The following is a 13,832-nucleotide window of genomic DNA, read 5'->3' as shown; positions in this document are numbered from 1 at the left end:
CATCGAGAGCCGCCATACGCCGTTCGCGGCGCACTGGCCGAATCACGTCATCGGGCGTTCCCGGGTGCATCGCCGAAGCCTCGTCGAGGGTAGAACCGGGCTGATCCACACAAACGGCAACCGACTGACCGGGGGGCAGACGGATGGGCCAGGCTCACGGGGATGCCCACGAGAATCTGATCGGCGGCCAGGCCCGGATTTTCGGTCCCGTGGTACAGGCGCGCGACGTTCACGGCGGCATCCATGTGCACACCGGAGCGGCCGCTGCGGTGCCGCCACCCCGGCAGCTCCTGCCGGTCCCCGCCCACTTCACGGGCCGTGGCGACGATCTGGCGGCGCTGGATGGACTGTTGACCGGCCGTGGGCATGGCGGCCCGGCCCGCTCGCTGATCGTGGTCAGCGGCCCGGCCGGTATCGGCAAGACGACTTTGGTGTGCAGCTGGCTGCACTCTCTCGCGCCTGAGTTCCCCGACGGACAGCTCTACGCCGACCTGCGGGGGCATTCGCCCGAGGGCCCCGCGAGCCCTGGCGAGATTCTGAGCCAGTTCCTGCGGGCGCTCGGTGCCGGCTCCGTGCCCGCTGATATGGCCGAAAAGGCGTCGCTGTGGCGGTCTTGGACCGCTGATGCCCGGATCGCGGTAGTCCTGGACAACGTGTTCACCGCTGCGCAGGTCCGCCCGCTGCTGCACGCGGGACCGGGTGGCCTCACCGTGGTCACCAGCCGCCGCAGACTGACCGGCCTCCGCATGGATGGAGCGGCGATGCACCAGCTGGAGGCGCTGGAACCGGCCGCCGGGGCCGAGCTGCTCAGCCGTGCGATCGGCGACGACCGCGTCGCGAACGAGCCGCACGCGGCGCGTCAGGTCGTCGCGCTGTGTGCAGGATTGCCCCTTGCCGTCTGCCTTGCCTCCGCGCGCCTGGCGTCGAGGCCACGACAGTCCGTGAAGACACTGGCCGATGCCCTGACCCGGGACACGGAGCGTCTGGCCGCGCTGCAAGTGGAAGGGGAGACCACAGTGAGCAACGCCCTGGACGCCTCCTACGCCGTACTCACCGAGGGCGCCGCCCTCCTCTACCGCAGGCTCGGCCCACTGCCCTTGCGGACCTTCGACGCGAGTAGCGCCGCCGCGGCCTGCGCCGCCTCCCTTGCGTGGGCGGAATCCCGACTGGACGAGCTCGTCGAGGCCAACCTGATGGAGGACATCGGCCCGGGCATCTGCCGCCACCACGATCTGGTGCGTGTCCACGCCCACGGCCGAGCGATCGCGGAGGAGAGCGCTACGACTCGCGCGGAGGTACTGCGGCGGGTCTGCGACTGGTATCTGGAGACGGCCACCGAAGCGGAGAAGCTGATCACACCCGCGCAGTTCACCCTCGACAGGGACGTGGCCCACCCCTCGGGGCTCCCCATCCCCTTCACCGACGATCCGGGCGCGCTCGCCTGGCTCGATGCCCACCGGATGAACCTCATGGCGGTGATACGCGCTGCCGCGGCATCCCAGTGGCATGCGATGACCTGGCAGCTCGTGGACGCTATGTGGCCGGTCTTCCTTCGGCTGCGCTACTACGATCTGTGGATCGAGGCTCACGAGATCGGGCTGGAAGCGGCCCGAAGAGACGGTAACGCCGAGGCCGAGCGCCAGATGCTCAACTCCGGCGCCATCGGCCTGAGTGCCGCCGGCCGCGTCGACGACGCGGCCGAGTGGTACGAGGAGTCCCGCCGGGCGGCGCGCGAGGCGGGCGATGTACGGGACGAGGGACAGGCGTTACTGGGCCTCGGCGGCTGCCACCGCGAGGCCGGGCGGATGGTGGCTGCCGTGGACTATCTCCACCAGGCCACCATCTTGTGGGAAGCGTGCGGCTACCCACGCGGTGTGGCCCTGGCCAGGATCGTCCTCGGTGAGATCGCACTCGCCCAGGACGACACCGGCCGGGCCGTCGAGTACTTCACGTACGCGCGCGCTGGTCTGCTGGCCGTCAACGACCCCCATGACGCGGCGCGCGCCCTGGTCTTTTTGGGGCGTGCCCGTGCGCGCGCCGGTGAACACGTGGTGGGTGTGACGGCGATGGCAGAGGCCCTCACGGTGTTCACCTCGTCCGGGGCTGCTCACTGGCAGGCCCGTACCCTCGAGATGCTCGGAGACAGCGCCCGGGAACGCGGGGAAGAGACGGCGGCACGGAACTTCCGCGCCCGGGCGCTTGCGCTGTTCGAGGTCACCAGCCCCTCCGACGCGCGTCGGCTCAGGGAATCGCCGAGCGGTACGTGATCCGCGGGCGTGCCTCCAACATTCCGCTCAGCGGGAGCCCCGCCACCAGCCATGCGTGCAGGCAGGACGCGAAGAGCCATTGCTCCGGTGGCACACGGCAGGGCAGGGCCACCACGTCCGGGTCAGTACCGCCGCGCGCCACCCAGCCGCCACCGGTCAGCGGTACGGCGGCCAGGCGGCACCCCGGTCCGGCGGGCCCGACCTCCGCCAGCCACCGCACCGCCTCGGCGGCCGACCGCGGGCGGCTTCCACGCAGGACGTCGGCGCAGTCCAGCCCGCGTGCGTCGGCGCAGGCATCGGCGTCCACCGTCAAGTGCTCGTCGAGGACGGTCGCCCGGCGGGTGCCCGCGAGACCGGTACGCGCCAGCAAGACGCCTCCGCCCGCCGCCCGGCCCGTCCAGAGGCACAGGGACGGCGTCGGCGCTGGATCGGGTGGAGCCTCCTCCCACCACTCCACGGTGACGAAACACCCGGCCGGGCGCCTCATGCCGATGCCTCTCCACGATCGGAGGACCACGATCGCAGTGTCGGCGGCTCCGGTAGCGGTATCGCCCGCGGTTCGTGGGCGGGCTGGCCCAATCCCATCAGCCGATACATCAGCCGCCGCATATTGCGATGGAAGCGGCCGGGCTCGGAGGTGATGCGCGCGGCGATCGCGGCGTACTCCTCCGGGCGGTATTCGGCTGCGGCGTACTCGAGTTGCTCGGGGAGCGGATGAGCCGGGGACAGCGCCGGCGCGGTGACAGCGAGGGTGGCGGCCGGAGAGCTCGGGTTGATTTCCGGCTCCGGGGACCCGGTCAAAAGGATCGGCACTCCGGTGAGCGTTCCGTAGAGGGTGACCGAGCCATGGTCGCCGATGATGTAGTCAGCGGCGATCAGGACGCTGCGCCAGTCCGCCTCCGGCGGCACCACGCTGACCCCCAGCCGACTGCACCACGCCAACCACGTCCTGACCTGCCACGGTCCATGGCCCGACCAAACGTTGGGGTGGACAAGGATGGCGGTACGGAACCGCCCGCAGGGAAGCTCCCCGACCATGCGTGGCAGCAACATCTCGAAACGGCCGAAGAACGAGTGCGGACCCCAGGTGGAGACGGCGAGCACCAGCCGCTCCCCGTCCGCGAGACCCAGCGCACGACGATATGCGGTGCGCCGCGGCAGGCTCGCGGTGATCCGGTCGTGCGCGGGGTCGCCGACCACATGCGCCAGCTCAAGCGCTTCGGGGCAATGACGGCCCAGCTCTCGCAGGTCAGCGTGGTGCGGTACGACTACGGCGGCCGGCGGCTTGCCGCCGGGCATGAGGTCCCGCTTGCGGAGCCCCGCCACGCCCGCGTCCGACATCCCGGGCAGGCGTTTGAGGTAGTTGGCGCCGTGCGGCATCGTGATCAGGGGCGCTTGCACCTGCTCCACCCCACGCGGCCCTGCCGCCACCGCGAGGTCGAACGTCATGCGGGTGGCCTCTGCCCAGGGAAGTACGGGGCTTCCCAGCTGTTGGAGGAAACGCGGTACTTCGTCCCCGAAGACGTGGGGTGGCGTGGTGAATACCACTTGGAGCCGGAAGTCGGCCTCCAGGAGCGACAGGACATCGAGAAGTCGCTTGGCGTAGGTGACGGTGTGGACGACGGCCAGTACCTTCTTGCGTTCCACCAGCGTGAGCCACTGGCGTGGCTCGTCCGACGAAGACTCTGCGATCGTGCTCAACGCCGACATGGCGCCCCCCGTTGATCTCTCATGCGGATTTCGGGCATGGACTTTCGTGGGTCTCGCGTCCGTCCTCTGCCCGGCCCGACGGACAGAAGGCTTGCCGACCCCTTGCGGAAAGCTTGCAGGGCCCGAACCGGCCGGTTGGCGGGCCACGCGCTCAAGAACATGCCGATGCCCTCCGTCACGACGCGGATGGAGCTCGGCCGGGTGGCCCGGAAGAGGATGTCGAGAGAAGTAGCGGTTGAGGTCGCGGGGGTGGAGACGAGCTGTCCGGTGGCCCAGGCTTTGGAGGGGTCCAGCTCGGTGATGTCGGCGAGCTCGGCTCCGGTGCGCGGTGTTCTTCCGCGCCGACTGTTGTTGTGCCGAGTCCTTCTGCGTTCCGGCGTACGCGAGCGGGCCACCCACGGCGAGGCTGCCGAGGCTCGCCATGGCGGCGACCATGGACCGTGCCGACCGCCGCTTCGGGGTGGCGGTGCTGGAAACCGCCACCCGGGCCCGACGGCAACGTGCTCGCGACCGCACACGGAGGGCACAACGCCTCATAGGGGTCAAGGCGACAAAGCCCGAGGTCACAGCGTTGTCAGCCTGTTAACAGGGCGTTAGTTGATCGTCAGCGGGGCCGGACAGACTTGTTGTCATGGCCCCGGGGGACGGGGACAACGCTCACGACAACAGAGGGACTCATGTCGCACCGCATCACCACTCGTCACGCACGCAAGGTCGCCGCCGCCGCGGTCGTCGCAGTCGCCGCGTTCGGTCTGACCGCGTGCCAGGACAACGCGGATGCCAGCGGGGACTCGTCCTCCGCAGCCTCGTCCAGCTCCGGCGGTTCGGACTCCTCCGACTCGGGTTCCTCCGACTCGGGTTCATCCGGTTCCTCCGGCTCGGGTTCCTCGGGCTCCGGTGGGGGCGGCAACGCCGGTTCCGATGCCTGCGCGACCTCGCAGCTCGCGTTCCGCAGCACCCACGGCATGGGTGAGGGCACTCTGATCGTCGACCTCAAGAACACCGGGTCGGCCACCTGCACGCTCCAGGGCTTCCCCGGCGTCGACCTGAAGAGCAAGAACGGCACCCTGAGTGCCAAGCGCAGCGACCTCGCGGCGCCGAAGACGAGCGTCAAGCCGGGCGAGGAGACCCGCTTCACGCTCTACTACCCGCCGAACACCTCCGGTGGCTCCGGCGAGACCTTCACCACGCTCGTCGTCACCCCGCCCAACGAGACCCACTCGCACTCCCTGCCCGTCAGCATCAACGTCCCCGTCTCCGACGGCTCCGGCTCCGCGATCAAGGTGGACCCCGTCGGCACCGGCAAGTAGACAACAGACAGCAAAGCAACCCCGGGCCGCTGGCCTGGGGCTTTGCTATGAGCGCCGGGAGCCGTGCGCTCGACCGATATCGATCGTACGTTTGATTTCCGGCGTGCCGACGTGCGCCCTCGCCGGTGACGGCCGACCCTGGAGGGTGGACGCGGGGAGCCTGCTGAGCAGCGCCCGGCTCACGTGCCCCTGGCCCAGCGCAGGAGCTCGGACCGAACTGGAAGGTGAACGTCACGATGAAGACACCCCCGGTCGTTTCGCCGCAGGAGTGGGAGGCCGCGCGTCAGGAGCTGCTCGGGGAGGAGAAGCGGCTGACCCGCGCCCGTGACGCGCTGGCCGCCAAGCGCCGGCGGATGCCGTGGCTGGCGGTGCAGAAGGAGTACGCGTTCGAGGGTCCCGAGGGCCGGGTGAGTCTGCTCGACCTGTTCCAGGGGCGTCGTCAGCTGATCGTCTACCGCGCCTTCTTCGAGCCCGTCGTCTACGGCTGGCCCGACCACGCCTGCCGCGGCTGTTCCATGGTCGCCGACCATGTGGGCCACCTCGCTCATCTCAACGCCCGCGACACCACCCTCGTCTTCGCCTCGCGCGCGCCGCAGCCGGAGATCGAGCAGGTGAAGGCGCGGATGGGCTGGACGATGCCCTGGTACACGATCACCGACGACTTCGACGCCGACTTCGGTGTGGACGAGTGGCACGGCACGAACGCGTTCATCCGCGATGGCGACCGCGTATTTCGCACCTACTTCATCAACGCCCGCGGTGACGAGGCGCTGGGGAGCACCTGGAGCTACCTCGACATGACGGCGCTCGGGCGGCAGGAGGAGTGGGAGGACTCGCCGAAGGACTACCCCAAAACCCCGCCGTACGAATGGTGGAACTGGCACGACGCGTACGGCGACGCCGCGCCGGCGCCGGAGTGGGTGGCCCAGACCCAACGAGGCACCCAGGCCCAGCCGGGCTGAGCCGTGCGCCAAACTGTGGGGCATGGACAACCGCAGCCACGTCCGCCCTGCGACCGCAGCCGACGTTGACGCGGTGGAGGCCGTCACCGACGCGGCATACCGCCCCTACGTCGCCCGGATCGGCGTCCGCCCCGCACCGATGGACGCGGACTACGCGACCGACATCGCGGCGGGGCGCGTCTTCGTCACCGGCGACCCGGTCGTGGGGGTGCTGGTGTTGGTGGCCGAGCCCGACCATCTCGTCCTGGAGAGCATCGCCGTACACCCGGACGCGCACCGACAGGGCGTGGGCAGGCGCCTGCTCGCCTTCGCCGAGCTGCACGCACGCGCTCTCGGCCTCCCGGAGATCCGGCTCTACACCAACGCCCAGATGTGGGAGAACCAGGAGATCTACCCGAGGTACGGGTACGAGGCGACCGAGCGCCGCCAGGACGGCGCGTACGACCGGATCCACTACCGGAAGCGCATTCCCGAGGCAACGCCCGACGAGCGGTGAGGGCCCTGTCTCTGTCGCGCACCAGTGGCCAGTACGCCGCTATGGCCGCGTCATACGCCCCTAAGGCCGCCGCAGAAGCCCCCGCTCCATGGCCACCACCACCGCCCTCGTCCGGTCGTTCACATCGAGCTTGGCGAACAGGCGCAGCAGATGCGTCTTCACCGTGGCCTCGGCGATCACGAGACGTCGTCCGATCTCGGCGTTGGTGAGACCGTCCGCCACGGCGCCCAGGACCTCGGTCTCGCGGTCGGTCAGCGGCTCCTGAACGGGCCGCCGCATGCGCGCGACCAGCTTCTCGGCGACCCGGGGAGCGAGCACCGTCTCGCCCCGGGCCGCCGCGTGGATGGCGTCGACGAGTTGCTCACGGGTGGTGTCCTTGAGCAGATAGCCGATGGCACCGGCCTCCACCCCGCGCTCGATCTCGGTGTCGGTGTCGTACGTGGTCAGGATAAGCACCCGCGTACGCGGATACCGGGCGACGATCTCCGTCGTCGTCGCCACCCCGTCGAGCACGGGCATCCGCAGATCGACCAGCGCCACGTCGGGGTCGTACCGCTCGACGAGATCGAGCGCCACGCGTCCGTCGCCCGCCTCGCCGACGATCTCGATGCTGTCCTCGGCGGCGAGCAGGGCGATCACTCCGGCCCGCATCACGGTGTGATCGTCCACCACGACGATGCGCAGACCTCCCTCGCTCATGCCTCCACCTCGCTCGCCATGGGGATCATCGCCAGGATCCGCGTCCCGTCGCCCACCGAACTCGTCACCGTGAGCCTCCCGCCCAGCTCAGCCAGTCGCTTGCGCATGCCGTCGAGTCCGAAGCCGGTCGACTCCCCCACCCGGAACCCGGTCCCATCGTCGGTGATCTCCAGCTCCACTCCGTGCGGACGCCGCACCAGCACCACGCCGACCATGGATGCGCGTGCGTGTTTGCGCACGTTGGCCAGGGACTCCTGGGTGCAGCGCAGCAGCGCGATACGGGTCTGCTGGTCGCACTCCAGGTCTGCCAGGTCGGCGTCCACCGCCAGGCCGGTGTCCTCCGCGAAGCGGTCCAGCGTACGGCGCAGCGTCCGCGCCACCGATCCGGCCGCCACCTGGCCCGGGCCCGGCTGCCCCACAGAGCCGACCAACTCCCTCGCCTCGGCGAGGTTTTCCCGGGCGGTGGACTCGATCGACCGCAGTTGCTGGGCGCTGGTCGCCGGATTGTGGTGAATGCCCGCCTGGGCCGCCTCCGCGAGCACGATGATCGACGCGAAGCCCTGCGCGAGCGTGTCGTGGATGTCGCGTGCGATGCGTTCCCGTTCGTCCGCCGCGCCCTGTCGCTGGTGTGCCTCGGACAGCTGTGCCTGCGTCCGCTCCAACTCCTCGATCAGCCGTGCCCGTTCACTGCTCTGCGCGACGACCGAGTGCGCCCACAGGCCGATCAGTACGCCCACCGCGACCACGATCAGGGTGGACATCAGCGTCTCGCCGAAGAACTCCGCCGACCAGCCCTGCCGGACCAGGCTCCCGGCCAGCGTGGCACCGGTGGCCAGCCCGAGGAACCCCATCGAGGCCCGCGGAGTGCGCCCGAACATCCAGTAGTGCGGCAGCGTCACCATGAACAGCGCCGCATAGCTGCTGCCCAGATAGGCCAGCCCGCCGAGCGCGAACACGAGCACCGAGAGGTAGACCCGCGGACGTACGACGGGATTCCCCGGGAAGCGGTCGAGCACCGCGTAGCACAGCACCACGCAGCCCAGAAGCGCGATCGCCTGGTACTTGCTCCCCCCGGCCGGAACCGTCGTCACCAGCCCGACGGCCATCGCGGCGAACAGGCCCCAGCACACGGCGTTCCACCGGCGCAGCGAAGTGGCCCAGAAGGCGTCGGCCAAGGGGTTGGCGAGAGCGGTCATACCGATCAACGTACGTCGACCACCGGTCGCCCGTCGGCCGGATGAGCCGAGGCCGCCGCCGTTCGCCCCGCCGTCCGCGAGGGCCACCAGCTCGCCTCACCGAGCAGCAGCATCGCCGACGGCAGGACCATGATCCGGACGATGAAGGCATCGAGCAGCACGGCCGCCGCGAGGACGAAGCCGATCTGCTTCATCTCGATGATGTGCAGGAAGACGAAACTCACGAAGACGGTCGTCATCACCACCGCCGCACTCGTCACCACACTCGCGGACCTCCGGATTCCCTCGAGCACAGCCTGCCGCGTGGACACGCCCGCGAGGACGGCCTCCCGGATCCGGCTCACCACGAACACCTGGTAGTCCATCGAGAGCCCGAAGAGGATCACGAAGAGGAACAGCGGTACGCGCGATCCGATCGAACCCGTGGAGTGGAAGTCCAACAGCCCCTCGGCCCACGTCTTCTGGAAGACCAGGACGAGCAGTCCTAGCGCCGCCGCCGCGGACAGCAGATTCAGTACGACACCGATCAGGCCCAGCACCACCGAGCGGAACGCGTACGTCGTCATCGCGAAGGTCACCAGCAACAACGCCCCGAGGACCAGGGGGAGTTTGCCGTTCTGGTGAGCGGGATAGTCGGCGTACCGGGCGACGTCCCCGCTCACTCCGAACTCCGCCCCCTCGACCCGGCCGACGGTGGCGGGCAGGTAGTCCTTACGCAGGTGGTCGAGGGAGTCGTACGCCTGGTCGGAGTTGCCCAGGTACGGCACCTTCAGCTCGAGCACACTGAGCCGGTGGTCGGCGGAGGTCCGGATGCGCGAGGCGCCGGCGAACAGCGGGTCGGCGTCGGCACGTCGGGCCAGCTCGCGCAACGCCCCGCCGACCTCGCCGGAGCGCGCGGCGTCGGCCCGTACGACGATCTGGTGGGTGACCCGTTGCTCCGGGAACGCCGCGTTGAGCCGGTCGTACACCCGCATGGCGGCGATGTCACGGGAGTGGGTGTCCCGGCTCATCTCCGTGATCTTCAGCCCGGCCAACGGGGTGACGAGCGCGAGCAGGGCGAGAACCGAGACGCACAGGGTGGCCAGGGGGTGCCGGCTCGCGGGTCGCAGCAGGGCGGCCCATACGCGGCCACCGCTGTCGTCCCGGGTCCGGCGCGCGGGCTTTCCTCGCTCAGCACGGCGCCGCGCCCTGCGCTCCTCCCGCTGTCCGAGCTTGACGAGCATCGCGGGCAGCGCCGTCAGCGAACTGGCCACCGCGACCAGGACGACCACGATCGTGCCGGTGGCGAGTGAGGAGAAGATGACGTCGGAGGCGAGATACAGCGTCGCGGTGGAGGCCACGACCGCGAGTCCGGAGATCACGACAGCCCGGCCGGAGGTCGCCGCGGCCATTTCCACCAGCGCCTCGGAGCTCAGCCGGCCGCCCGAGCGGGCGCGCTCCTCGCGTTCCCGCTTGAGGTAGAAGAGCGTGTAGTCGACGCCGACCGCGAGGCCGATCATCAGGATGACGTTCGTGCCGACCCCGGCGTCGGGGGAAAGGTGTGAGGCCACCATCGAAAGCCCGACGGCCGCCGCGATGGACGACAGCGCGAGCAGCAGCGGCACCCCCGCCATGGTCACGGATCCGAAGACGACCAACAGGGTGATCAGGGTGATGGGAAGCGTGATCTTCTCGGAGAGCGCCAGGTCGTCACCGCGCTGCTGATCGACTCCCTTGCTGATGGAGGGACTCCCGGTCTCCTCCAGCCGCAGCCCCGGATACGCCTTCCCCACGGCGTCGGTCTGTCCGACCAGCGCGTCGACCTTGTCCTTGGCGTCCCGCTCCTCGCCCTTCAGAGCCACCTCGACCATGAGGATCCGGCGATCCTCGGACAGCAGCGGGTCGGCGACGCCCGCGACCTCGGGCAGCCGCTTCATCCGGGCGGTCAGGTCCCCAGCGGCGGCCTCGGCCGCGTCCCGGTCGAAGGGTCCCGACCGGGAAGAGATCAGCACCTGCTCGGCGGCCCTGCGCTCCAGACCCCCCTCGGCGGCCATCGCCTCCGCCCGCCCGGCCTCGCCGACCCGGTAATCGGCCGTGGTCGCGCTGTGTGTGCCGACGGCACTGCCGATCCCCAGGCACAGCACCACGAACACCAGCCAGCCGACGATGGCCCGCCAGGGGTGCTGAGCGCTCCAACGCGCCATGCGCACAGTGAATGAGTTCATGGCCAAAAGCGTTGCTGGCCAGCGCGGTTGGCCGACAGAGGTGCCCGGTTGAACTTCCCGTCCACCGATCGGTGGACGGGACCGGGCCCGATCCCGGTCCCTGGCCCGGGAGCGTGCGTGAAGCAGCCCGGCGCCGCCGATGCCCGGAGGATCGGCGGCGCCGGGTTGGGGTCAGGAGCAGGGCTTGTAGAAGTGCTTCCAGCCGTCGCCGGGCATGGCGGGCGGCTCGGCCGTGCTGGCGAACTCCCCGTACTTCACCTTCATCGCGTAGTCGAAGTCCCCCGGGCCGCTGCCCGCGGTCGACAGGCGCACGTCCCGATCAAGTTGCCCGTCACCGGGGTTGTTGAGGATCGCGAGGTCCGGGTACGGGTCGTCGCCGTAGTTGGCGATCCGAAGCTGCTGGACCTCGCCATGGTCGCCGATGTCGGAGTGCCGGGCGTCGGCGGAGCTCAGGTCCGTCCGGGCGAGCGGGCCGGGGCGGTATTCCGCGACGCGCGCGGTCGAGGCGTCGTCTCCGTCGGCCGGCTTGACGATGTTGACGACCATGCCCAGGGTGCCGTCGTTCTGGAAGTCGGCGACCGCGGCGGTCGCGACCTCCCCCTTCTTCGCGCCGAGAAGTTCGCTGACGGCGTGCTTCGCGCCGAACGTGCCGTCCGCGGCGCCCCACTGGATGGTCATCTTGGTTCCGGTGTGCCCGGGGTTCGAGATCTTGTCCGGGTGGCCGTCGCCGTCGAGATCGCCGACCAGCGTCGTGGCGTCGGCCAGACACGGGCCCGCCGCCTCGCTGACCTTGCCGGACCGATCCGCGCCCGAGGGCGACGATCCGGCCGCACTGGCCTGGTAACCGGCGATGGTCAGGGTCAGAGCGACAGCCGCGATCGGGGCGGCGATCAGACGTGACCGTTTGCGAAGCATCTACGAACTCCTAACGTCGTTACTGCGAAGTGAGAGGGTGGCGACGCCCCGCGAACGCGTACCGAAGGTGCCGTACTACATCGCCGCGGCGTGCGAACGGGGAGAGCTGGCGCGCGCCCTCCCCGTCAACCACCGTCACCGGAATGGGGCGGCCCGGTCGGCTACTGGTCCGTTCCGCCGTCGAAGGGGACAGCGTCCGCCGCGGAGGTGTGCCAGTTGGTGACGATGGGCTTGTCGACCTTGATGGTGCCGACCGGCAGGGAGACCGGGTTGGGGTCCTTGTCACCGACGGCGACGATGATGCTGTCCAGTTCCTTGCCACCGTTGTCCCCGGTGGTCTTCGGGTTCACCCCGGCATAGGCGGTAGTTCCCCCGCTCAGCGTGACCGCCGGTCCTACGGCCTGCTCGGCGGGACCCGCCTCGGTGCCGTCCGACCCGAAGGCCACCGTGGGAAGCGCGGCGGGCAGCACACAGGTGATCCCCGCCTTGGCCTTCGCCATGACCAGGATGTATCCGCCGGCCTGCGTCTCTTCCCGAGTGCTCCAGGAAATGTCGTTGGCCCCGCACACCTGCCCGACCTTGCCGCGCTCGCCGTTGCCCGTGTCGGCACCGGAGCCATCCTGGGCTCCCTTGTCCTTCGCGCCGGGGGTCTTGGCCGACGAGTCGGCGGCGGTGTCCTTGTCGCCCGCGGCATCGGCCGTGGCCCCGGTCGTGGCCTTGGCGGAGGCAGACGAGTCATTGGACCCACTGCTCGTCTCGTCCGACTGGCAAGCGGTGGCGAACATCGCGGCAGTCACCAGCAGACTGGCACCGGCGAACATACGGACCCGGGGGCGGCTGATAAGCATGGGAAGACCTTCTTCGTCATCAGTGGTGTAGTGCTCCCGGCGATGTTTCGCTCGGTGTGCAACTCAGCTTGCCGGTGGCCGCTACCGTTCCATTAGCGCTCCACTAACGAAGCGCTGACGCGATCACAAACCTGCTGACCCACCTGCGTATCGTCGCCGCGCCAGTAGAGTGAAACGGTGACTTCTCTGCCGGAAGACCCGCCGTTACTGGTCAGCGAAGACGACCGCGACGCGGCCGTACAGCGCGTGCAGGAGGCGTACGCCGAGGGGCACATCTCGCACGAGGACATGGACGAACGCCTCCACCAGGTGCTCACCGCCAAGACGCGCGGCGAACTTGTGTCGGCTCTGGCCTCGCTCCCGGAGGAGAACGCGGGCACCACGTCCACGATCGCCGCCGCCGGTGGACGGATCAAGCGGCGCGGCGCATGGCGGGTACCTCGCGTCCTCAAGGTCGCGTCCGCGTTCGGAAGGGTGCGCCTGGACCTGTCCCGGGCGGTCATCGAACATCCGGTAGTGGACATCGAGCTCCAACTCGGCACCGGCAGAGCCAAGATCACGGTGCCTCGCGACGCGATCGTCGACCTCGAGGGTCTGCACACCGGGTGGAAGGACACGCGCTACAAGCCCCGGCGGCACTCCGGCCCCGGCGGGCCGAGGATCCGCATCTCCGGGACCATGGGATTCGGCCGACTGACGATCCGCCACGCGCGGCGGTGAGCCCGTCAGCGTCCCGGGCGGTGCGTTGATGTCGGGAGAGTGAGCGTGACCGCGAAGGCGCGGCGGCGGCTGGTGTGGTTCAAGGTGCCGCCCATGGCCTCGGTGAGGTCGCGGGAGAGCCGCAGGGGCGGGGTGTCGGCTCGGGAGCCGTTCGGCTCCGAGGTGGTTCCGTCGATCTGCCGTACGACGTCGTTCAGCGACTCCAGGTGCTGGATGTTGAGCGTGGTGACGACGTCGATCCCGGCGTCGAGGAGGTCGTCCACGTCCTGCCAGCGCTTGGTGTTGCGCGACCCCGGGACGTTGGTGTGGGCCAGCTCATCGACCAGGGCTGTTTGGGGGCGGCGGGCCAGGACGGCGTCGAGGTCCATCTCGGTGAAGGCCGCTCCCCGGTGGACCAGGGTGTGCCGAAGGGCAGGGGCATGCGCGTCCTCGTGACCGCGGGCGAACGACGTCCGGGGGCCGGGCCACGGACAGCGGCACCAACTACCTACGCGTGACGCCGCCG

General features: G+C 69.9%; 12 protein-coding genes and 1 pseudogene. 5 read left to right on the top strand and 8 right to left on the bottom strand.

Annotated elements, in window-relative coordinates; all coding sequences use genetic code 11:
- Positions 1-143 precede the first annotated feature (143 nt).
- Positions 144-2,267 carry an NB-ARC domain-containing protein gene (locus J5X86_RS00870; RefSeq protein ID WP_208514925.1) on the top strand — a complete coding sequence of 708 codons (2,124 nt, stop codon included), beginning with the start codon at positions 144-146 and terminating at the stop codon, positions 2,265-2,267.
- On the opposite strand, the gene J5X86_RS00865 is transcribed toward J5X86_RS00870, so the two are convergent.
- Positions 2,242-2,637, bottom strand: coding sequence for a hypothetical protein (locus tag J5X86_RS00865; RefSeq protein ID WP_208514924.1), 396 nt, complete (start codon positions 2,635-2,637; stop codon positions 2,242-2,244). The genes J5X86_RS00870 and J5X86_RS00865 overlap by 26 nt on opposite strands.
- 113 nt (positions 2,638-2,750) lie before the next feature.
- Positions 2,751-3,977, bottom strand: a complete 1,227-nt coding sequence (locus J5X86_RS00860) for a hypothetical protein (protein ID WP_208514923.1) — start codon at positions 3,975-3,977, stop codon at positions 2,751-2,753.
- Positions 3,978-4,654: 677 nt separating this feature from the next.
- Here J5X86_RS00860 and J5X86_RS00855 point away from each other — a divergent pair.
- From J5X86_RS00855 to J5X86_RS00845, 3 genes are all read left to right on the top strand, one after another.
- On the top strand, positions 4,655-5,287 hold the full coding sequence (locus J5X86_RS00855; RefSeq protein WP_208514922.1) for a DUF4232 domain-containing protein: 633 nt from the start codon (positions 4,655-4,657) through the stop codon (positions 5,285-5,287).
- A gap of 236 nt (positions 5,288-5,523) precedes the next feature.
- Positions 5,524-6,249 carry a DUF899 domain-containing protein gene (locus tag J5X86_RS00850; RefSeq protein ID WP_208514921.1) on the top strand — a complete coding sequence of 242 codons (726 nt, stop codon included), beginning with the start codon at positions 5,524-5,526 and terminating at the stop codon, positions 6,247-6,249.
- A gap of 22 nt (positions 6,250-6,271) precedes the next feature.
- Complete coding sequence (locus tag J5X86_RS00845) at positions 6,272-6,745, top strand: GNAT family N-acetyltransferase (RefSeq protein WP_208514920.1); 474 nt, start codon at positions 6,272-6,274, stop codon at positions 6,743-6,745.
- Between the two features lie 60 nt (positions 6,746-6,805).
- Here the strand turns inward: J5X86_RS00845 and J5X86_RS00840 are convergent, their stop codons facing one another.
- From J5X86_RS00840 to J5X86_RS00820, 5 genes are all read right to left on the bottom strand, one after another.
- A complete protein-coding gene (locus tag J5X86_RS00840) occupies positions 6,806-7,444 on the bottom strand; it encodes a response regulator transcription factor (protein WP_208514919.1) in 639 nt (212 codons plus the stop codon).
- Positions 7,441-8,640, bottom strand: a complete 1,200-nt coding sequence (locus J5X86_RS00835) for a sensor histidine kinase (protein WP_208514918.1) — start codon at positions 8,638-8,640, stop codon at positions 7,441-7,443. Before J5X86_RS00835 ends, J5X86_RS00840 begins: the two co-directional genes overlap by 4 nt.
- A gap of 5 nt (positions 8,641-8,645) precedes the next feature.
- Positions 8,646-10,844 carry an MMPL family transporter gene (locus tag J5X86_RS00830; RefSeq protein ID WP_208514917.1) on the bottom strand — a complete coding sequence of 733 codons (2,199 nt, stop codon included), beginning with the start codon at positions 10,842-10,844 and terminating at the stop codon, positions 8,646-8,648.
- Between the two features lie 171 nt (positions 10,845-11,015).
- Positions 11,016-11,759 (bottom strand): VCBS repeat-containing protein, encoded by a 744-nt coding sequence (locus J5X86_RS00825; protein ID WP_208514916.1) that lies wholly within the window; start codon positions 11,757-11,759, stop codon positions 11,016-11,018.
- Positions 11,760-11,920: 161 nt separating this feature from the next.
- The gene (locus J5X86_RS00820) at positions 11,921-12,607 is read right to left on the bottom strand and encodes a DUF4232 domain-containing protein (protein WP_208514915.1); all 687 of its coding nucleotides are present in this window, start codon (positions 12,605-12,607) and stop codon (positions 11,921-11,923) included.
- Between the two features lie 177 nt (positions 12,608-12,784).
- On the opposite strand from J5X86_RS00820, the gene J5X86_RS00815 reads away from it, so the two are divergent.
- Positions 12,785-13,327: a DUF1707 domain-containing protein gene (locus tag J5X86_RS00815; protein WP_208514914.1), complete on the top strand. Its 543-nt coding sequence runs from the start codon at positions 12,785-12,787 to the stop codon at positions 13,325-13,327.
- A gap of 167 nt (positions 13,328-13,494) precedes the next feature.
- Here J5X86_RS00815 and J5X86_RS50320 read toward each other — a convergent pair.
- Positions 13,495-13,734 (bottom strand): annotated as a pseudogene (locus J5X86_RS50320) (sensor histidine kinase KdpD); the annotation flags it as partial.
- Between the last annotated feature and the right edge of the window lie 98 nt (positions 13,735-13,832).

The organism is Streptomyces sp. NEAU-YJ-81 (genome assembly GCF_017592595.1).
Classification (GTDB): domain Bacteria; phylum Actinomycetota; class Actinomycetes; order Streptomycetales; family Streptomycetaceae; genus Streptomyces; species Streptomyces hygroscopicus_B.
This window is presented reverse-complemented; position numbering and strand designations above follow the sequence as displayed.

Excerpts from the sequence above, each read along its gene's own strand:
- J5X86_RS00870 (WP_208514925.1), top strand. The coding sequence starts at position 144 with ATGGGCCAGGCTCACGGGGATGCCCACGAGAATCTGATCGGCGGCCAG.
- J5X86_RS00860 (WP_208514923.1), bottom strand. The coding sequence starts at position 3,977 with ATGTCGGCGTTGAGCACGATCGCAGAGTCTTCGTCGGACGAGCCACGC.
- J5X86_RS00855 (WP_208514922.1), top strand. The coding sequence starts at position 4,655 with ATGTCGCACCGCATCACCACTCGTCACGCACGCAAGGTCGCCGCCGCC.
- J5X86_RS00850 (WP_208514921.1), top strand. The coding sequence starts at position 5,524 with ATGAAGACACCCCCGGTCGTTTCGCCGCAGGAGTGGGAGGCCGCGCGT.
- J5X86_RS00845 (WP_208514920.1), top strand. The coding sequence starts at position 6,272 with ATGGACAACCGCAGCCACGTCCGCCCTGCGACCGCAGCCGACGTTGAC.
- J5X86_RS00840 (WP_208514919.1), bottom strand. The coding sequence starts at position 7,444 with ATGAGCGAGGGAGGTCTGCGCATCGTCGTGGTGGACGATCACACCGTG.
- J5X86_RS00835 (WP_208514918.1), bottom strand. The coding sequence starts at position 8,640 with ATGACCGCTCTCGCCAACCCCTTGGCCGACGCCTTCTGGGCCACTTCG.
- J5X86_RS00830 (WP_208514917.1), bottom strand. The coding sequence starts at position 10,844 with ATGAACTCATTCACTGTGCGCATGGCGCGTTGGAGCGCTCAGCACCCC.
- J5X86_RS00825 (WP_208514916.1), bottom strand. The coding sequence starts at position 11,759 with ATGCTTCGCAAACGGTCACGTCTGATCGCCGCCCCGATCGCGGCTGTC.
- J5X86_RS00820 (WP_208514915.1), bottom strand. The coding sequence starts at position 12,607 with ATGCTTATCAGCCGCCCCCGGGTCCGTATGTTCGCCGGTGCCAGTCTG.